Annotated in this window: 16 protein-coding genes and 2 other annotated features; of the genes, 4 read left to right on the top strand and 12 right to left on the bottom strand. The window is 37.7% G+C overall.

Features of this window, described 5'->3' with window-relative positions:
• Positions 1–5: 5 nt before the first annotated feature.
• Together IGK03_RS01565 and IGK03_RS01560 are read right to left on the bottom strand one after the other, a co-directional pair.
• The gene (locus IGK03_RS01565) at positions 6–2039 is read right to left on the bottom strand and encodes a BglG family transcription antiterminator (protein WP_430602424.1); all 2034 of its coding nucleotides are present in this window, start codon (positions 2037–2039) and stop codon (positions 6–8) included.
• Positions 2030–3778 carry a PTS transporter subunit EIIC gene (locus tag IGK03_RS01560; protein ID WP_202334748.1) on the bottom strand — a complete coding sequence of 583 codons (1749 nt, stop codon included), beginning with the start codon at positions 3776–3778 and terminating at the stop codon, positions 2030–2032. The genes IGK03_RS01565 and IGK03_RS01560 overlap by 10 nt, the downstream gene beginning before the upstream one ends.
• Positions 3779–3961: 183 nt before the next feature.
• On the opposite strand from IGK03_RS01560, the gene IGK03_RS01555 reads away from it, so the two are divergent.
• Positions 3962–4795: a Cof-type HAD-IIB family hydrolase gene (locus IGK03_RS01555; RefSeq protein WP_202334747.1), complete on the top strand. Its 834-nt coding sequence runs from the start codon at positions 3962–3964 to the stop codon at positions 4793–4795.
• Positions 4796–4837: 42 nt separating this feature from the next.
• Here IGK03_RS01555 and IGK03_RS01550 read toward each other — a convergent pair whose 3' ends face one another.
• From IGK03_RS01550 to IGK03_RS01525, 6 genes are all read right to left on the bottom strand, one after another.
• The gene (locus IGK03_RS01550; protein ID WP_010713585.1) at positions 4838–5473 is read right to left on the bottom strand and encodes a nitroreductase family protein; all 636 of its coding nucleotides are present in this window, start codon (positions 5471–5473) and stop codon (positions 4838–4840) included.
• A gap of 4 nt (positions 5474–5477) precedes the next feature.
• A complete protein-coding gene (locus IGK03_RS01545) occupies positions 5478–5912 on the bottom strand; it encodes a MarR family winged helix-turn-helix transcriptional regulator (RefSeq protein ID WP_002362972.1) in 435 nt (144 codons plus the stop codon).
• Positions 5913–6063: 151 nt separating this feature from the next.
• Positions 6064–7509: a Na+/H+ antiporter NhaC gene (nhaC, locus tag IGK03_RS01540; protein WP_002383673.1), complete on the bottom strand. Its 1446-nt coding sequence runs from the start codon at positions 7507–7509 to the stop codon at positions 6064–6066.
• An 89-nt stretch (positions 7510–7598) separates the two neighbouring features.
• Positions 7599–7774, bottom strand: a binding site (T-box leader).
• Between the two features lie 135 nt (positions 7775–7909).
• Positions 7910–8551, bottom strand: a complete 642-nt coding sequence (gene pcp / locus IGK03_RS01535; RefSeq protein ID WP_002355269.1) for a pyroglutamyl-peptidase I — start codon at positions 8549–8551, stop codon at positions 7910–7912.
• 15 nt (positions 8552–8566) lie between these two features.
• A complete protein-coding gene (locus IGK03_RS01530) occupies positions 8567–9511 on the bottom strand; it encodes a DUF979 domain-containing protein (RefSeq protein WP_002355267.1) in 945 nt (314 codons plus the stop codon).
• The gene (locus IGK03_RS01525) at positions 9508–10194 is read right to left on the bottom strand and encodes a DUF969 domain-containing protein (protein ID WP_002355265.1); all 687 of its coding nucleotides are present in this window, start codon (positions 10192–10194) and stop codon (positions 9508–9510) included. Before IGK03_RS01525 ends, IGK03_RS01530 begins: the two co-directional genes overlap by 4 nt.
• Positions 10195–10386: 192 nt before the next feature.
• Here IGK03_RS01525 and IGK03_RS01520 point away from each other — a divergent pair, with 192 nt between their 5' ends.
• Both IGK03_RS01520 and IGK03_RS01515 read left to right on the top strand, forming a co-directional pair.
• Positions 10387–10902, top strand: a complete 516-nt coding sequence (locus IGK03_RS01520) for an HdeD family acid-resistance protein (RefSeq protein WP_002381189.1) — start codon at positions 10387–10389, stop codon at positions 10900–10902.
• A 15-nt stretch (positions 10903–10917) separates the two neighbouring features.
• Positions 10918–12102, top strand: a complete 1185-nt coding sequence (locus IGK03_RS01515) for an AI-2E family transporter (RefSeq protein WP_010713586.1) — start codon at positions 10918–10920, stop codon at positions 12100–12102.
• Between the two features lie 186 nt (positions 12103–12288).
• Here IGK03_RS01515 and IGK03_RS01510 read toward each other — a convergent pair whose 3' ends face one another.
• Complete coding sequence (locus tag IGK03_RS01510; RefSeq protein ID WP_202334746.1) at positions 12289–13416, bottom strand: 5-methyltetrahydropteroyltriglutamate--homocysteine S-methyltransferase; 1128 nt, start codon at positions 13414–13416, stop codon at positions 12289–12291.
• A gap of 60 nt (positions 13417–13476) precedes the next feature.
• Positions 13477–13706 (bottom strand) — a binding site (T-box leader).
• Positions 13707–13823: 117 nt separating this feature from the next.
• Entirely contained in the window at positions 13824–15197 is a 1374-nt protein-coding gene (locus IGK03_RS01505; protein WP_010713588.1) for a PcsB-like coiled-coil domain-containing protein, read from the bottom strand.
• Between the two features lie 185 nt (positions 15198–15382).
• Between IGK03_RS01505 and IGK03_RS01500 the strand changes: the two genes are divergently transcribed.
• The gene (locus tag IGK03_RS01500; RefSeq protein WP_002367870.1) at positions 15383–15562 is read left to right on the top strand and encodes a hypothetical protein; all 180 of its coding nucleotides are present in this window, start codon (positions 15383–15385) and stop codon (positions 15560–15562) included.
• 91 nt (positions 15563–15653) lie between these two features.
• Here the strand turns inward: IGK03_RS01500 and IGK03_RS01495 are convergent, their stop codons facing one another.
• Positions 15654–17948, bottom strand: coding sequence for a WxL domain-containing protein (locus IGK03_RS01495; protein WP_154052260.1), 2295 nt, complete (start codon positions 17946–17948; stop codon positions 15654–15656).
• 447 nt (positions 17949–18395) lie between these two features.
• Entirely contained in the window at positions 18396–19619 is a 1224-nt protein-coding gene (locus IGK03_RS01490; protein WP_002389547.1) for an amidohydrolase family protein, read from the bottom strand.
• Positions 19620–19636 lie beyond the last annotated feature (17 nt).

Here is a 19636-nt window from a genome sequence, read left to right as displayed (position 1 = left end):
AACACCTAGCCTTTCATTTCTTCAATTAATAATGACGAAAGCAACTGATAAACAATGGCTTCATTTCCTGAATGAAAAATTTCTGTATTTAAATCATTCATAATAATCGCACCACTGATTTTTCCTAAAATTTTTCCGATTGTTTCATCAATCGGCATCGGCGCTAGCATGAGTAACATACGTTGTAACTGCATCGGCTTTTTATCCATCCCTTCAATCATAAGTGGCTGGGCCAGATTAAAAATACAAAAAACAGGCTGTGTCACTGCTGTACTTGAGGTATGGAATAAGGCCATTTCCGTCTGAGGAATCCCAATAGGCGCTTGCTCGTAACGTTTCATCAATTGCTGACAGACGATTGCACTATCGGTGATTAAATCTGCGGAAAGTTGCGCGAGAGCTTGTTGAACGGTTTCTGCTAAATCCGCTTGATTATTTAAATCTGCTATGAAAAATGTTTCTAATAGTTTACTAATTTCTTCCATGAAAGCGACCACTGTTTCGTAGCTTTCTTCGCCACCTATTTTTTTCACAGGCGCTTTCCTAAGCGAGCGTTTTTCGTGACTAATCCGCTTAAACTCTTCTTTCAATTGGCGGATTTCATCGTCTAAAAGTAACGGTGAGATCAATTTATATTTACCATTGTATCCTGGTAATAACGAAGTGGAAATCACTAAGTCATAGTTTTCCTCAACATTCACCTTACCTAAATCCGCAATCCGAAAAAAATGAATCTGGTTGATAAAAGGAAAGTAGCGCCGTAATCGCATTTCCAGCATACTTGTCGAAGCCAAACCGCTAGGAGAAAAACCAGCAATATCAACTTCCATAATTTTGGGACTCCGCTCTAAAGAATTGGCAAAATGAAGTACCATGTAGGCAATTTCCTCTTCCGATAAATTCTTTTGCGGAAAAATTTGCGGCAACGCTTGGCGTAAAGCCGCAGCTATTTCTTGATATTGATTCATAATCCGTTCTAAAATGGGATTCGTTAAATCTTCTTCTTGTAAAACCGCCCGAGAAAAAACACCTGATAAATGTGTCAACAACATTTTATACAAATTGGTATCTTCGAAAAAATTAACTTCCGTTTCTTGACTTACTGCTTCAATCAGTTGTTTCACTGCATAAGCCAGCTGAGTGTCAAAATGTTCATCAAAAAAATCTTCATCAAAAGAATTAGAAAAATCACTTAATAAGCTAGCAAAAAAAACAATCTCACTGACAGCGTATAGTTGTTTTGTTTCAGCAGCGACTTTTGAAAAAAGTCGTTTAGAACAATTTAGAAAGGCCTTATTCATCTGCCCAGTATAGGTCTCATCAGCTAAATAAAAACCTGCAGTGACCCGATCCATCGCAATTGTTAACATTAAAATCAAATGTTGTAATTTGCGATCACTTAATGCTGGAAATAAAGTTTCTACTTCTGGCTGAACAATTTTTTGTGCAAATGCTAAATGTTCTGCATGAATAAACTGAAAGAAAAAATGGTCGTTTGTTGTTAATTCGGTAAAATGAAAAAATTGGTACTCATTAATTTCCATACTTAGAATATTCGCCATTAGAAGACGGCGATATTTTTCAGAACCAGTCACTTCATAGCCTTGATTCCGAGAAATCGTCAACGGAATCCGAGCAATCCGTGTTTCTAATTGTTTAATATCGGCATAAAAAGTCGTATTACTAATACAATACGTTTCCAGAAAATAATGCATAGAGACTGGCTCTTTTGTTTGAAGTAATGTCAATAAAATCACATGTTGCCGCGCCAAAGTAGAAAGTTCCTGTGTCTCTTCTCCTAAAATAGCAGCCTGAATTTCCGTCATCGCTGCTTCATCTGCTTGAATCGAAAAGCTCCCACGAGCTACTTTTTCCAACGTCGCGCCCATCGATGCTAGCGAGGTTTCTAAATTTTCTAATTCACGATATACCGTCCGGCGGCTAACCTTTAACAAATTCATCATGCGGTTTACTGAAACGGGGGTGGGACTATTCACTAATTCCGTTAATAGAACAGTTTCTCTTGTCGTTAAAAACATCTATCAGCTCCTCCTTCCAGCCATTCTTGATACTCTTTCTTATTCAAAAAACTAGTAACTACGTATAAATTTTGTTGCGTTAGATCTAAATGATAGGCTTGCGCCAGTTCACGAGTCACTACGTAGGTTGTCTCCTTGGTAAAAAAGACTGTTTCCAGTGATTCTTTAGATACTTCAATCGCGACTCCTTGTTTCGCTGCTTGTTGCCGCAATAATTCCATTCCCATTGTTTGCGATCCTCGAACATTCTCGGCATATAAAAAAACAAGCTTCTGTCTTTGTTTGGTCGAGTTCGTTTCAGTAGACTCTGAACCAAGTGAAGATTGCTCTTGAGAAGAAGCAGTCAGTTTGGCTAAAACTTGCGGGTAATAGGATTTAATTTCTAAAAAATTTTGAACACTCACCATATCCTTTTCTGGGACGTACTTTTGTGCTAACTGTTTCAATTCTGCTTGAATGACCACTAATGTCTTAGGCTGCCACTTCATCTGATGAACGGACTGGTAAGTCACAGGTATCTCCAAGTCCACAGCTTTTAATTGTCGGCTTAGCAAACTAGCCCCCATGGCACTTGAGCCCATTCCTGCATCACAAACAAATAAAATTTGCTGATAGTTAGGTGTGACTGTTTCCACTTGGTCTTCCTCCTTCTCCTTCATCTTTATCATTGAAACTGATTCAATTCCTCGTTGACGTTTTAATAACAAGCTTGCTATTGCAAAAGAGCACAGAAAGCTAACAAAAATTCCGCTAAAAACCGCCAGCCTCGCATCAGTCGGGGCATTGGCTAAAATCGCAACCAATGAACCTGGCGAAGCTGGAGCACTTAGCCCCACATTAAATATTTGAAAAACAAGCGTACCACTCATTCCTCCAGCAATTACTGCTAAAAATAAGCGCGGATCCATTAAAACAAACGGAAAATAAATTTCATGAATGCCCCCAATCAGTTGAATCATGGTGGCACCTCCTGCTGTTTTTCGTTGTCCTACAGACCCAAACAGCAGAAAAGCAACCAAAACGCCCACGCCTGGTCCAGGATTTGTTTCCAATAGAAATAAAATGGACTGACCTGTTTGACTAGCACCTTCTAAACCTAGAGGCGTTAATAAGCCATGGTTAATCGCATTATTAAAAAATAACACTTTTAAGGGTTCTAAGAAAACGTGAACCAATGGCAAAAGATTGGCTTCAATTAACCAAGAAGAAAATTGATACAGCCAAAAACTAGCGCTTTCAACAGCCGGAGCTACAACCAGAATACCAAAACAGCACAGCAGTCCTCCCACAATTCCTGCTAAAAAGTTTTTAGTCAGCATCTCATAGCCTTCTTTAACTTTCGGTAAGAGAATTTGTTCAATTTTGGCGAAAGTATATCCTGCTAAAGGGCCAATAAACATAGCACCAAACAACTGTGGAACATCTGTGGAAACAATCACGCCCACTGTCGCAATAGCAGCAACGACGCCGCCACGTTGTTCCTCGAACATTTTTCCGCCTGTAAAACCAATTAAAATCGGTAAAACAACTCGAATCATTATCGTTTCGACTTCAGAAAGAGCTAGCCGTAGATTCCCTGTCGTATAGCCAGCCACCAAAGACAATAAGCTCCACGCAATAAAAATACTCAAATTTGGCATAATCATCCCACTCAAACGATGACCAAAACGACGTAAATAGGGAGTTACTTTCACAAACTTATGTTTAAAAAAGAGCGAATGCATTTCTTTTTCCTTCATATTCCTTGTCCCTCGCTCTCTATGTAGATAATTAGAATACTTCTATTATATGAAATTTCACAAAAAAATAGTATAGATTTTTGTAAAATAATTCTTTTATACACCTCACAAGAGAATCCGTTTACATTAATAGAAAAAACTTTTATACTAAAAGAAAGAAACTCTTCGGATTGGAGGCCAATTATGGCAATCAAAGCAATTGTAATGGATATTGATGGTACCTTGTTAACTTCAGAAAAAAAGATTTCACCAAAAACGCGACAAGCACTAGCAGCTGCACAAAAACAAGGCCTCTCACTAATTTTGGCTTCTGGCCGCCCGACTAACGGTATGCGGACCTTAGCAGATGAATTGGAGATGGCTCATTATAATGGACACTTACTTTCCTATAACGGCGCTTGTGTCACCCATCATGGCAGTCAGCAACAACTATTTAATCAGACAATTTCAAAGTCATTGAGTCAACAAATTTTAGAGCATTTGAAACAATTTGACGTAATTCCAATGATTAATGATGAAACATTTATGTATGTCAATGATGTTTTTCATAACACCTTACATTTAGAGACTGGTGATTTTAATATTATTGAATATGAATCACGGGGTGGCAACTTTCAATTATGTGAGTGGCATGATTTAGCCGCCAGACTAAACTTTCCCTTGAACAAAATTTTAATTGCTGGTGAACCCGCCTATTTACAAAAATATCATGAGGCCATCTACGCGCCTTTCAAAGAAACCGTCACCGCTGCTTTTTCCGCTCCTTTCTATTTTGAATTTACCGCTAAAAATATTGATAAAGCGCGTTCTTTAGAAAAACTAACCCTACAGTTAGGCATAACTGCTGAAGAAGTAATTGCTTTTGGTGATGGTCACAACGATTATACAATGTTGGAATGGGCTGGCACGGGGATTGCTATGGAAAACGCCGTTGACGAGCTTAAAAGCATCGCAACGGAAGTCACTTTATCCAACGACAATGACGGCATCGCTGTTGCATTAGCCAACTTTCTTTAAGATCGTTGGTTGATGCAAGCGTACGCCGTCATTTTTTATTGCCTATTCAAATGTCGTGATTTTTTCTGGTGCTAAACGAACAGATTCATAACCAGTTTCCATGCCCTTACCCACAGATAAAATCATTACTGGGACATAGCGCTCTTGATCTAAACCAAATGTTTCGGCTAATTTTTCCGCTTCAAAACCACCGATTGGATTTGTTTCATATCCGTGAGCTCGGGCCACTAACATAAATTGCATAGCTGCTAAACTCGCATCAATTTTTACGATGTCATTCATTTGTTCTCTGCTTAAACTTTCATAATGGGGAATAATGGCTGCTAATTGTTGGTCCCGCACTTCCTTAGGCATTTTACCACTAGCATAGGCTTGATTGTAAATTTCCTCTCCTCGCTCATGGCAGTTTAGATCACCAAAAATTAAGAGCATTGCAGAAGATGTTTCATTTTGACGCGTATTAAAGCGAATTAAGGGTTTTAATTTTTCTTTGCCTACTTCACTTTCTACTACGACAAAACGCCATGGCTGCATGTTAACAGAAGAAGGGGCGGTGGTCGCTTCTTGAATCATTGTTAACATTTCTTCATGAGAAATTTTATGGGTTTCATCGTACACCCGAACCGATTTGCGGCCAAAAACAATCTCTGAAAAATCATTCGTTGTATATGTTGTCATTCTATCATACCTCTTTCGTTGTAATGCTTTGATCTAGTTTTGTCAAAAGTTCTTTTAACTGGCGACAGTCGTCCTTTGTAAATGTACTGGGAATAATTTCTGTTACCGTTTGTTGCTTGGCTGTACATTGCTGTAGTTCTTGTTGTGCTTTTTCTGTTAAATGCACTAGCACTTCCCGATTATTTTCTGGATTTCGCTGTCGTGTCACATACTGTTTCTCTTCTAAAATTTTCAAATGGCGAGTGACCGCACCACTATCGATTTTTAAGTGTTCTTGAATCTCCGTTTGAAGACACGGCTGACGTTCTTTTAAAATCATCAGCAACTCATAACGAGTCAAACTCAAGCCAACTTGCTCTTCAAAAACTTTGGTAATTTTTTGATCTAATACCTTTAACTGACATAATAATTGGCTGACTTCCCGTAATGATAACGACATAGTTTCCTCCTTAAAAAGATGACTCGTCAACAATTGACTAGTCAACTATAACTGTTTCTTTCTAAAAATGCAACCTTTTTTACAAGAAAAATAGAACAATTGACAGAGAGAAACTACAGTATTCCCCATCAACTGTTCTATTTTAATCAATCTATTTTTCGGTAACAGGTTCTGCTGATAACCGCTTAATCCCTAAACCAGTAAATGCACTGACCATTGAGAAGACAGGCGATAATAAGCTAAAGAAAACAAATGGTAAGTAAGTCAACGTTGGTACGCCAAAGGTCCCCGCTACGAAGCTACCTGCAATCCCCCAAGGAATGAGGTAGTTAATAACCGTCCCACCATCCTCCAAGGTTCTGCCTAAAACAGTCGGATCCAAGCCTTCTTTTTTGTAAACTTCTTTAAAGGCATTCCCTGGTAAAATAACCGATAGGAATTGTTCACCAATAAAAATATTTACGCCAATTCCTGTTAATAACGTTGATAAAATCAATTTCGGTGTACTGCTCATTTTCTGCGAAACAACTTCCATGACCGCAGAGATCAATCCTAATTCCATTAATAAGCCACCTAGAGACAACGTTAGAATAATAAGTGCCACAGTCGGCATCATGCTCATAATTCCGCCACGACTTAATAATTGATCAATTTGTGCGTTCCCCGTTTGAGAAACAAACCCATTTTCCAACGTGTTTCCTAATGCCTGCAACGATACTTTCGGATTTTGAATAATAATCATAATTACTGCCACAATAATGTTCAACAAAATCGTGATAATCGCTGGAATTTTGCGCCAGGCACAGATTAACATTAAGGCTAATGGTAACAATGACCAAATGGAAATGGTAAAGTGGTCTTCCAATACTTGAATAACTTGAACTACTTCTGTCAGACTTGTATTCGCGTACGTTTGTCCTAAAATCATAAACAAGATTAAAGAGACGATAAATGCTGGTACAGTCGACCACATCAAGTTTTTTATGTGTTTAAACAAATCCGCTTCAACAATCGCTGCGGCTAAGTTTGTTGATTCTGATAAAGGTGACATTTTATCACCAAAAACTGAACCAGAAACAATCGCCCCCACAACTAAAGCAGGATTTAACCCTAAGGTACTGCCAATACCGAAAAAGGCAATTCCAATTGTTGACATCACTGTAAAAGCACTACCTACTGCACTGCCGACAATCGCACAGACAATAAAAACTGACGGCACAAACCATTTAACACTAATCATTTTAAAACCAAAAACCATAATCGTTGGAATAATTCCAGCTTGAATCCAAACGGCAATCAATGCACCCACTAAAATGAAAATAAAAATTGGAATAATCCCTGGCTTCAAGCCATCAACAATCCCTTTATGCATTTGATCAAATGGTACTTTACGAAACATTGCGTAGCCTAAAATCAATGCAATCACAAACAAAATAGTAATATTTGGCGATATCTTTAAGCCAATTACTCCTGTTGCAATAGCTGCCACAATAATTAATAACACGATACTTGCTTCTCGAACACTCACGGTCTTCTTTTTCTGTTTTTCTTTCATTTCGTTACTCTCCTCTAATCTTTTTTCTGAATACTCTGACATTAAAGGATCTTATGATAACGAATAACCCCTCCACAACTCATTGAAAACGCCTCCTAAAGCTACATAAAAAGAGAGATTCATCCTTAAAGAATAAGGACGAATCTCTCCGCGGTACCACCTTAATTAGAAGCTTACTTGCTTCTCGCTTATGTATTATGTAATTGTTACTACTTATTAGTGTAATTCACAAATAGACTTGATCGATTCGCAGCAACCATCGACTTTCTGAACAAAACATCTATTTCCTACTGGGCTAATAATTTATGAATCTCAATATACCAAGAAGAAACCGACTTGTCAACGAAAATAGCATAAAAATTTTTTCACACGCCAACAAAAATTACTTTTTCTTTTTGTAAAAATAGAAAAGCGCCTCCGTTCTCACGAAAGCGCCTGTTAATTAGTGGGTTGTGCCACCTTGTAGTTGAATATCTTCTTGCGTTTTTACCGCTGCTTCAATCATATAGAACAAAGAATCTGTGATTGCTTCTAATGACATAGAAGCAAACGTTGGTTTATCAATTGTTTGTTCTGGTAGGAACGGAACATGAATAAATCCGCCACGAATAGTTGGATATTTAGTGTTAATTAAGTGTAGTAAGTGATACATAATATCATTACATACAAAGGTTCCTGCTGTATAAGAAATCGCTGCAGGTAATTGATGGTCATGACAATTTTTTACCATCGCTTTAATCGGTAAATTTGTAAAATAGGCTGTTGCTCCATCTTCAACCAACGGCACATCGCTTGGTTGTTGTCCTGCATTATCCGGGATACGCGCTTCCGCTAAATTAATCGCCACTTTTTCAACAGTGACTGTTTGGCGGCCGCCTGCTTGTCCAACACAAATCACCATATCTGGTTGATGGGTTTCAATTGCTTCAGCCACTTTTTCACCACTAGTGCCAAAAACAGTTGGCACCTCAACTTTAATAATTTCAGCTCCTGCAATTTCAGCAGGTAATTTTTTGACTGCTTCAAAGGCAGGATTGATTGCTTCTCCTCCAAATGGATCAAAGCCAGTAACGACAACTTTCATTTCGATCATCCTTTCTTATTTGAATAGAATCATATAAACAATTTGGAAAATTAACATGAAAAGTGCAATCGGCAATTGATTTTTAATGACGCCGTACTTATCTTTCATTTCCAACATGGCTACAGGTACGATATTAAAGTTCGCAGCCATCGGTGTTAACAGTGTACCACAAAAACCACATGTTAAGGCAACCATCCCAACTAATGCGGGATCTGCACCTAAAGAAAAGACAAACGGCACACCAATTCCGACTGTCATCACGGTTATTGCTGCAAAGGCATTGCCCATGATAGCCGTAAAAATAACCATTCCCACAGCATAAATAATAATCCCTACATTGACATTTCCTGCTGGTACTACGGCACTAACCCCTTTTGAAATAATCTCACCAACACCAGCGCTAGTAAAAACAGCACCTAAACAAGCTAATAGCATTGGCAACGTACTAAGAGGACCGACTGTTTCTAACATTTCCGCCGCATCATCAAAAAATACTTTCGGCGTATTATTTTTAGAAAAGAACATCATGATGAAAATCGCTACAAAGACACCAACACCGACACCGACTAAAGCTCCTAAAGTAGTCAATGTGGCAAAAAGAATTGCAAAAACCCCGATACTTAGTGCGGGAATAAAAATCTTCATTCCTAATTTTTGAGACATTTTTTCCATGTATTCTTTCGAAGGTAAGCGACTTTCTCCTTTTGTCACTTTTTGAAGAATTGCCGGAATTGTCATCACAAAAATAAGTACGCCACAGGCAACTGGTGGAATAAACCGACCAAAACCGATTAAGATCCCTAAAATCCCCCAGAATAAACTAGTCCCATACGCATGTTGATTGGTTTTATCACGAAAACTACGAAAACTTGTATATAACAAGATAATACCCATAAAAATATAAAGGACTTCCAATAACTTTGCACTCAAATCAATACTTGGATCTGTGAAAAAACTCATTTCAGTCCCTCCTGTCCATAATATTTTTTACGTAATCTTTTTTCTTTTAAAGTAAAGTAAATACTTGCCGAAATTAAGGCAACTAAGGCGACTGGTACTTCCACTAAAGCCAATTTACCTAATGTCACTTCATAGCCTAAATCTTTCAATGTTGATTGAACAAGCAATGCCCCAGCCCCACCAACAAACAGAACTTGACCAAAGAACCAACAGATATTTTCCATGGCTGAAGCCATCCCTTTTAGTTCTTCTTCATACTCTGGCACCATTGGTAAATTTTTTGATTCAATTGTTCCTAACGCCATTGGCAAAATAATCGGACGCACAAAACCTGCTACCCCACCGAAACTTACGTTAAAAGCGGCGAAGATAATCCGAAAGACACCATAAATGTCAATAATCACACCAGCAGATACCTTTTTGAATCGTTTAATCAACGTAGCCGCTGACTCTTTCAAGCCATTTCTCTCTAACGTTCCTGTTGCTAACATAATAATAATAAAGATAGCCATGCCTCGATTATTCACAAAGGTTGTTCCTAGTGTTTCTAGCATTGATGTCAAACCAAGCCCGCCAGTAAAAGCCGTCACTATTAAAGCAACCATCACAATCAAGATAGCATCAAATTTCAATGCGAAGCCGACAATGACGATCAATACGCCTAATAAAGGTAATAAATCCATCAAATCTCTCCTTCTTAAAATAAAATTTCACTTTCCATTATATGCCAATTTTCGCTCATTTGTAAGACTTTTTTAATTTTTAATGTTATTTTTTCTAAAGACACAGTTTCCAACACTTTTTAGAGCTACCACTCGCACTTTTTTCTTTTTTCCGCTAGAATAAAAGAAACAATAACATTGAGGAGGATTTTTATGTTCCAAACTTTTAGAGAAAATTTTCGGCGCCATACCCTATTGCGCGACGCCGTCTTTATCGTTATCGGAAGTGCCATTGTCTTTAATCCCGGTGCTTTCTTCCAGTTCGTCGGTTATTTAATTGCTGGTTATTTGATGCTTTTAGGGTTAATTAATATTTATGATGACTACAAAATAAAAAAACAAACGGGTAGCTGGGGACTTGGTTTCGTAACAGGTTTAATCTTTGTCGTCTTAGCAGTAGCCTTTTTATTTTTTGCACCAGTGATCGTTTCGATTCTGCCGTTTTTATTAGGGATTAGCATTGTTATAAACGGCCTCGTTCAATTGACTTTTGCTTTAAATACTCGTCAAACAGGCGCGCTTATCTACAGTATTCTGGTTTTAATCGCTGGAGCTGTTTTAGTTTTCAACCCCTTCAAAAGTCTCTTAGTTTTGATGCAAGTCTTTGGATTTATCCTGATTTTCATGGGTGTCATTGAAATTATTGGTCATTTTAGAAATAAAGCTTAACGAAAGGAGCAACTTATGGATAAAGAAAGTACCAAGTGGATCCGCTTTTTAGGTGGGAAAAATTTACTTTACACATTAACTATCCTTTGTCTAATTGCTGTAACTATCTTTTTATTCAACACTGTTTCATTTATCTTTAAACCAATTTTTGTTATTTTTAGTGCCGTCTTAGGCCCGGTACTTTTTGGTATTATTCTATTTTATTTGCTTAATCCAATGGTGAAACGCCTTGAGAAAAAAATTCCCCGTGTTTGGGCGATTGCGATTCTCTATGTCTTAATTATTGCATTACTAGTGTTAGCTGGACTGCAACTTTTCCCAATTATCCAAGACCAAACGGAAGAATTAATCAAACAATTCCCAAGTTTTTGGAAAAGCACGCTCCAAACAGTACAAGAATTTATGGCTAAAACACCTTTTGCAAAAGATTTAGAATCTGCTAATGAGTCGATTAATCAGCTCTGGGGCAAACTTACAAACTCCTTTAAAGACTTTGCAGGGGATTACCTACAAACAGGCGCACAAGGTCTGGGAAGCGTCTTTTCTGCAGTTTCTTCTACTTTCCTAACCTTGTTTACAGGACCTATCATCGCCTTTTTCCTTTTAAAAGACAAAGAAAAGTTTTATCGCTTTGTAAAAGGCATCATTCCCCCAGCTTTTCGTCCTGATTTTGACGAATATAGCCAAATTGCCAACATTCAAATTGGCGATTATCTAAAAGGTCAAGTCATTGCTTCGTTGGTTTTAGGGATTATGTATTGGCCAGCTTTTCTATTAATTGGTTTACAATTTGGTAGCATTTTAGCTTTAGCTGCGGGTATTTTATGTATTATTCCTTATATCGGGCCATTTATTGCCTTTATTCCTGGATTGATTATTGCCTTTCAGGATTCCACATTTATGGTAGTTAAATTTGTTATCGTCTGGTTTGCCATCCAATTGATTCATGGTGATTTTGTTATTCCTCGTGTGATGGGCGATAAATTAAAAGTCCATCCGATTACTATTTTACTTGTCTTGTTAGTTATGGGCGAACTGTTTGGTTTAATGGGCGTTATTTTTGGGATTCCAATGTATTGCCTAGTTAAAGTGACAGTCATTTATTTATTCCGCAAATTCAAACAACGCTATAACCGCTTTTATGGTGACAACGGCGAGTATGAACACACGAATTTTACTAAAGATCAATATTTAAAATAATATAATGAAAAAGAGCGTGGGACAAAAATCACTTTGGATTTTTGTTCCACGCTCAAAAACTGATAAACGGCGGGAACAGAAGCAACTCCTTCGGAAATAAGCCGAAATTCTCCAAAAATTATAGAACAATTTTCGGAAATTCCTTCTTATTTCTCGGAGTTAAACACTTCTGTCCCGACCTCTTTTTTACCATACTTCTCTAGCAATTTCTTGAAGTAATTGAACTTTGCGCCATTGTTCTTCCTCCGTCAAACGATTTCCTTCTTCCGTCGAAGCAAAACCACATTGCGGACTAATACTTAAGTTTTCTAAAGGAACAAACTGTTGGGCTTCTTGAATTCGCGCTTTCACTTGTTCAGTCTCTTCTAATTCAGGAAACTTAGAAGTAACTAAACCTAAAACGACTTTGCTGCCATTATTTTGCCAATGTCTTAATGGTGAAAAGTCCCCTGCACGATCTGAGTCATATTCCAAGAAGAAACCATCATAATTCGTAGCAAATAATTCTTTTGCTATCGGTTCATAACCACCTGAAAATAACCAAGACGAAGCATGGTTCCCACGGCAAATGTGTGTGGTTACAGTTAAATCTTCTGGCTTGCCAGCTAAGGCTTCATTAATAATCATGGTACACACTTGTGCAATTTCTTCTGGCTGTATTCCTTTTGCTCGTAATTCTTCTTGTTTTGTCTGATCCGCTAGAAACGCCCAATTTGTATCATCAAATTGCAAATAACGGCAACCTCTCTCGTAAAAGGCCGCAATTGCGTCTTTATATGTTTGTGCTAAATCCTTATAAAAATCACCAATCTCTGGATAAATTGTTTGAATGCGCGAGGTGCCGTCGTTGGATAAAATTTCTTGACGTAAAATCATGGTCGGACTAGGGATCGTTGCTTTGGCTACCGTGCCATCACCAACTTCCACCACCTCTTTTAAAAATGAAAAGTCCTCTAAAAATGGATGTTGCGTAGGAAAAGATATTTTATCCACTACGCGGATATTATAGGCCGGAGCTGCTTTTCCATGAAAGGTTTGGTTATACCCCGTTTCTGGAATATAGCCTGTCACGCCATTTAATCCTTCTAAGAAATCAATATGCCAAAAACCGCGACGAAATTCACCATCTGTGATTCCCCGTAAGCCGCCAGCTTTTTGTTTTGCTACTAATGCTTTGATTTCTTCATCTTCAATAAGACGTAGCTCTGCTTGAGATAAAGCACCTGCTTGGACCTTTTTCCGTGCTTTCTTAATTGTTTCTGGACGTAAAAAACTTCCCACATGATCAACTGTAAAAGGAATCTGACTACTCATTTGCCTCACTCTTTCCTATTTTTATTTATAAAAAAACGCCCTTTTACTAGCCGTAACTAGTAAAAGGGCGATTATTATCGCGGTACCACCTTTTTTCGGAAAGATGACTCTTTCCCTTCAACTGACAATCATAATCAGCGGTCTTGTTAACGAAAGACATTACGTTTTTGCCTACGTTTCGACAAAAATTCCTCCTAGGCCATTTTTCGATACAGACATCTAACTTTTTTCACCAACCAAAGTCTCTCTACCAGCTGTCTTGCATTTACTTTCCTATTCAACGGAAATTATTAGATTATAATTAGAATACCACGTTTAGCAAATTTGTCAACGGAGACGGATGAAATAGTAACGAAAAAAGCAGCTTCTTTTCAGAAGCTGCTTACGTCTATTTTTATCATTGCTGATTAGGCAGAGTGTCCTACAATTGTGCTACCTGAGTAACCAAAACCGACACGTGTAATACCTGGGTTAATTTCCCAATCACGGTGACCGCTACCTGAAGCTGTTACCATGTTTGTTTCATTGTACCACGCCATGATTACTGAGTTACCTGGAGCCCACATAATTGCGATAACTTCATCTCCGCGAGACCAGTGATCATTTGGGATACCACCTGCTTCAACTTGTGCTGCACGAGCAGTTGCAGAAGCTGCTAAACCTGCATCCCATACTACTGGACGTAAACCTAATGATTGACGTAGAACGTTCAATGCATTGATTGTTGGATCAGCAGAAGGTGTTGGTGTTGGTGGTGTTGGTTTCTCTGGTTCTGGTGTAGGTGTTGGTGTAACTGTTCCACCACCAGTTTGGCCACCATTATTTCCATTATCACTTGGTGTTGTAGGTTGTACTGGTTGTTCTGATGAAGAAGAGCCAGTATTTTCTGTTGCACTATTATCTGTACTTGGTGTAGTTGTTTCAGTTGTTTGTTGCGTGCTTGATTCAGTTGCTGAGCTTGAGCTTGCTGGTGCTTGTGCTTCTGTTGTTGATGAAGAGGCAACTGGTGCTTCTGCTTTCACTTCAGCTTTAGCTGGTTTTGCAGCAGCTTGTTTGGCTTTTTCAGCTGCAGCTTTTTGTTCAGCAGCTAAACGTGCTTGCTCTGCTTCAGCAGCTGCTTTTTGTTTTTCTAAGCCAGCTTTAGAACTTTCAGCAGATGATTGTTCTAATGCTAATGAAGCTTTCATTACGTTTAATTCAGATTGTTTAGAAAGTAAATCTTGACGTTTTGTTTCTAATTCAGCTTCTGTTGCTTCAAGTTGTTTCACTTTTTTCTCGTTTTCAGCTTTTTTATCAACAACGGCTTGTTTATCTTCTTTTTGTTGTTGCATTAAGTCGTTGTTGGCACTTACGATTGTTGAAACAGCTTGAACACGGCTGATTGCATCTGCAACTGAGTCCGCATCTAAAACTGCATCTAGCATTGTTGTGCTTTGTCCATTAACTTGAACATCACGTGCTTGATTTTTGATTGCTTCGTTACGTTTTTCAATACGTTGATTCAAGTTTGTAATTTCTTGTTGTAATTGTTCTGATTTTGCTTTTAGTGTTTGCTTTTGTTCACGTAAAGCCATGCTTTCATCAAATACTGAAGATACTTCTGCTTCTAAAGAAGATACTTGTGAAGCTAAATCCCCTTGTTTTGCTTTTAATGATGAAATTTCTTGATTTTTTTCTTCAATTTTTTTATCAACATTGTCCGCCAAAGCGATGCTTGGGGTAGCAATTGCTGATAGCGTTAATGAACATAGTAATACTGATGCAAATAGACGTTTCTTCACTTGTCATTCCTCCGAATTAATTTCTAAAGTTTATTTAAAATATCTTAATCTTTTCTTACGACAAAAACATTCTACCACACCCATATTTCAATTAAGCAATAGAAATGTTACAAAAACATTTCAGATCACTCGTTCTTTCTCCATAATAGGTAAACTTACCTTTTGTAAGGCTTTTACGCCTTGTCATGACTGGTTTTCACGTGTTTTCAATTGTTAAACAATTCTTCGATTTTTTTTCATATTTTTTCTTTTTTTATTCAAATTTTGCTTCTTTTTTGTCGATATATGCTTTTTTTCGTAAAATTAATCATTTTTCCTTCTTTTTAGCAAACGTTTTTGTTACAAAATTCGTTATATTTTGGTAATGAATCAAGAAAAAGGCCGCTTCGTTGAGCCGCCTTTTATTATTTCTATGCAATGTTTTTGATCAAACTATTCAACTTATTTTTTATGGACTTATGGGCCTGTCACTAAATTCCAAGTCACCATTGCTTGATAAGTTTGATCTTTTCTACCTTGATTTGCTGGAATTTCTAATTTGATTTGATCAAAAGAAAAATCAAATTGATAAACATCACTTTCGTCAAACTGACCATTGGCAACAATATGGCTAGCTACACCGTTGGCAACTAATTGAATAGCGGTTGTTTTGCCAAGAGCAACTTTAGTTTCCGTTGGTTGATTGTACTGAATAAAACCTGAAACATTGGTTGTTCCTAACAATAACTTTGTCATTGATGATAGTTGATCCACTCTTCCTTCAAAGGGGGATAGTTCTGCAGTTAGTGCCCAATTGGGTTGTGATTTTTTCAAACGTAAATATGGATTTTCCTGACCATTTTCATAATAATCTGCTGCCTGCTTTAAACCATGTTGCTGCGTGTTGCTAGAAATGGCGACTTTACCAAAATCAAAAGTTGGTGTGCTGATAAAACCTTCCTCATCTGGTGCCACAATTTCTTGATTTTTAGGTTGGATTCTGACAGTATCAGCTGCGTGAACAGCAGAAAAATTTCCATTCATTTCAACAGCCGCTTGTAACACTTGATCTGGTTCACCTGTAGCAATTGTTGTCATCATAATAGTTGCTGTCTGACCAATAGGCACTTCCGTATTTAAAGCAATGCCCACTCGCCAATTTTCATCAGTAATAGGAACAATTTTGTTTGGTTCAGATCCAACACGAATCGTGACTTGGATTGGCCGAGCTAGACCTGGTGACCAACCAATTGCTGGCTTTAAGTTTATTTTTTTAAACGGTACTTCTCCCACATTTGTAAGCATAATCTGCCAAATTTGTATATAACCACTTGGCATGACTTTGACTAGTCCTTCTATTTGCATTTCAGCTTTTGCAGTTATTTCCTTATACACTGCTGTAATAGCGTTCATTTCATTAAAAACAGGGGAGTTTATTGGTCGTTTTGTTTTTTCTAAGTTCTCTTGTTTTGTTTTATTTTGATACCAACCTTGATATAAATAAGTTTTACCGTTAACGCTGTATTGTTGTGGCAGTTTTTTTCCAGCTAAATAGCGAAAGCCATCCGTAGTTATTGGTCGTTGGTGATCCTGAATAAAATCAGATGGTGGTGCAATTTCAACACCATTGACATCCTCAAATGTATAATTTTTTTGAGGTACCTCCTTATAGACAACAGTTAAATCATCATTGTCGTCATAGGTAATATCATAACTGGGCGTTACGCTTTTTTCTAAATTTTCAGGTCTCGTTTTCCCTTTATACCATCCTTGAAATTGATATGTTTTTGAGTCGATTTCATAGCTACTTGGCAAAAGGCCGTTCTGTTTAAAGGTGTAAGGGGCACGTTCAATAAGCGTTTGCTTTCCTTGTCTAAACCCCGGTGGCGGAGGGATTGGTTTCCCTTGAGTATCCACAAAATGTTCTGTCACTTTGCGATTGGTAACATGATAATAAACCGGCCCTGAAAATTTAAAGTAATTCAATAGCCCAGATTGATTCGATGAATCAACCTTCACTTGGTTGTACACAGGAACGATTAGTTTTTGACTCTCGCTAATGTTAAATGTTACTCCTGTTTTCTGACTATATTGTTGTGCAGATATTTTTTCCAATTCAAATTGCGAAATTGTTGTTGGATATTGGTTTCCTGATGCGTCGGAAATAGTTGGCAGCGGATAATTGGGATCAATTTCCCCTTTCTTATTGTATAAGCTTAAAGAAGTATAATATCTTGGTAAAAAAAATGTTTGATTACTCGCTGCAAGCACCGTTGACATGTCGGAATAGACGGCTACTTTCTCACTTGGAATTACCACTTCTTTTAAATTAGCCACTGTAGATGCTGTCGCTGGTTGACTTTCACCTTCCCACACATTTATGCCATTTGGGGAATTGCCTTGCCAACTATGATACTGTAGAAGGATCTCATTGGCGTTTACTGGCTGCCCCTCTTCATTAATAAATCCATAACGATAAGTTAGGTTAGGCGTCTCAATTCTTTCTCTAATCGTTTGACTTGTAACATTAGCCTCATTATCGATTAACTCACTTTTTGGCAATGCTAGTGGTTCTTCATCATGTAGTTTATCCTTTGTCTGTGGTTGTTCACTTTCGGCTTTTTCTGCTGTTAATGAATGATTGGTTCCTTCTCTTACTTGTTTTGTACTTGGTAATGTTTCTGCAAAAACAGTTGTCTGTATTAGTATGGGGAATACTAATATATGGCAGATGCCCGTTACTATCAATTCTTTCCATTTACTTCGCTTCATATTGTCCCTTCTTTCTAAAGAACAATCCAACAATTCTTAGTTAACTAAACATTAAGACACTAAACTTAGCAGAATGATCACTTACCATTTTCAGCAACAGTCTTGTCTTGTGGTATCGGTTTCATTTTTCTTTATACTTTGGATCATTCACTTGTTTCAGCGCTATTCGTCCAATACTTCTTTTTACTAACCAGTTATAACTAGTTTAGCAAAAAAGAATAATTTCTGAAATTCCGAATTTTAAACAGACAGGAGCATTTCCTGAAGATTCTATATATATCAAGGAAAATCGACCAAAAATAAACTAAAAATAAACTTTTCAATAGAGAATCATAGCTAAAACAGGATAAATTAATCATATTTTCACCTTCCTAGCTTTACCTTTATCAAAAAAAGCTCAAAATGTTAGTTTTGACAACTAACATTTTGAGCTTTTTGTTTTTTTTCTTAACGAATGATTTCGACTTTTTTGTCTGTCTTGACTGTAACACGGCCGTTTTTAATAACATATAACCGTTCTGGAATATCAATAATCGCATGTTCAACCACTTTTGTGTCTAATAAGACTAAATCTGCTTTATTCCCAACTGCGACACCGTATCCTTCTAGTCCCATCGCACGAGCAGGACTTGTTGTTACCATTGGTAGCACTGTTTTTAAGTCATCCGCTCCACCTAGGTGTCCAACAGGAATGGCTAACATCGCTGTTTGAACAATATCCCCTGTGCCATATGGTGTAAAAGCATTGCGAATATTATTTGTAGCAATACAGACATTCACGCCACCATCGCGTAATTTACGGATTGGCGTAACCGCACGTCGAACATTGTACTGATCACCACGAGCCCCTAAATGTAAATCCGTTGCTGGTAAAGCCATCACGCTAATATTCGCTTCCGCCATTTTTGCAATAATAGGCGCCAATTCTGCTTCAGGTAAGGCATGCAATGCCGTTAAGTGGCCCACTGAAACACGGCCTTGGTAGCCTTCAGCGATGGTTTTTTCACATAAATATTCAATACTCATATCATCAGCTTCATCGGCAAAATCTTGGTGTAAATCTACATCTTTATCATATTTTTTAGCAATTTCAAACACTAAATCAATATGTTCTTTCGCTGGTGCATCATTATAAGGAATACCGCCGACAACGTCTGCGCCCATATCCATTGCTTCATACATCATTTGTTCTGTTCCAGGGGCTTTAAAAATTCCTTCTTGCGGAAACGCAACTACTTGCATGTCAATTAACTCTTTGTATTCTTCTTTCAAACGCATAATTGTTTTGAAGCCAGTAAAACCTTGCGCTGGGTCAAATTCTGCATGCGTTCTTAACGCCGTGGTTCCATGAACGATTAACATTTCTAAGGCACGTTTGGCACGGTCGTAAATGTCTTCTTCGGTAAATGTTGGTTTTAATTCTGCGGTTACTTCAATTGCTTCTTTCAACGTACCTGATTTATTTGGTTTACGATCAGCGATTAATGCCTTGTCCAAATGTAAATGGCTTTCTACAAAACCTGGGATTAAAACACGACCATCTGCTTCGATGACTTCTTTGGCATCGCCAGTAATAACTGGGGCGATTTCAATGATTTTTCCTTCTTTAATAGCTACATCTTGTAATGCTTCACCGTCTTGAAGACGAACTTGTTTAATTAATAAATCCATGTTTTCCACTCCCTAAA

The sequence above is a fragment of the Enterococcus sp. DIV2453a genome (assembly GCF_050533535.1).
Lineage (GTDB): Bacteria > Bacillota > Bacilli > Lactobacillales > Enterococcaceae > Enterococcus > Enterococcus faecalis.
This window is presented reverse-complemented; position numbering and strand designations above follow the sequence as displayed.

Bases quoted from the DNA above. Each gene is read 5' to 3' on its own strand.
- IGK03_RS01490 (WP_002389547.1), bottom strand. From the start codon at position 19,619: ATGGATTTATTAATTAAACAAGTTCGTCTTCAAGACGGTGAAGCATTA.
- IGK03_RS01500 (WP_002367870.1), top strand. From the start codon at position 15,383: ATGACTGGTTTTCACGTGTTTTCAATTGTTAAACAATTCTTCGATTTT.
- pcp (WP_002355269.1), bottom strand. From the start codon at position 8,551: ATGAAAGTTGTCGTTACTGGCTTTGATCCATTTGGAGGAGAAGCAATC.
- IGK03_RS01545 (WP_002362972.1), bottom strand. From the start codon at position 5,912: ATGTCGTTATCATTACGGGAAGTCAGCCAATTATTATGTCAGTTAAAG.
- IGK03_RS01550 (WP_010713585.1), bottom strand. From the start codon at position 5,473: ATGACAACATATACAACGAATGATTTTTCAGAGATTGTTTTTGGCCGC.
- IGK03_RS01530 (WP_002355267.1), bottom strand. From the start codon at position 9,511: ATGAGTTTTTTCACAGATCCAAGTATTGATTTGAGTGCAAAGTTATTG.
- nhaC (WP_002383673.1), bottom strand. From the start codon at position 7,509: ATGTCAGAGTATTCAGAAAAAAGATTAGAGGAGAGTAACGAAATGAAA.
- IGK03_RS01515 (WP_010713586.1), top strand. From the start codon at position 10,918: ATGGATAAAGAAAGTACCAAGTGGATCCGCTTTTTAGGTGGGAAAAAT.
- IGK03_RS01555 (WP_202334747.1), top strand. From the start codon at position 3,962: ATGGCAATCAAAGCAATTGTAATGGATATTGATGGTACCTTGTTAACT.
- IGK03_RS01495 (WP_154052260.1), bottom strand. From the start codon at position 17,948: ATGAAGCGAAGTAAATGGAAAGAATTGATAGTAACGGGCATCTGCCAT.
- IGK03_RS01560 (WP_202334748.1), bottom strand. From the start codon at position 3,778: ATGAAGGAAAAAGAAATGCATTCGCTCTTTTTTAAACATAAGTTTGTG.
- IGK03_RS01525 (WP_002355265.1), bottom strand. From the start codon at position 10,194: ATGGATTTATTACCTTTATTAGGCGTATTGATCGTCATTGTCGGCTTC.
- IGK03_RS01510 (WP_202334746.1), bottom strand. From the start codon at position 13,416: ATGAGTAGTCAGATTCCTTTTACAGTTGATCATGTGGGAAGTTTTTTA.
- IGK03_RS01565 (WP_430602424.1), bottom strand. From the start codon at position 2,039: ATGTTTTTAACGACAAGAGAAACTGTTCTATTAACGGAATTAGTGAAT.
- IGK03_RS01520 (WP_002381189.1), top strand. From the start codon at position 10,387: ATGTTCCAAACTTTTAGAGAAAATTTTCGGCGCCATACCCTATTGCGC.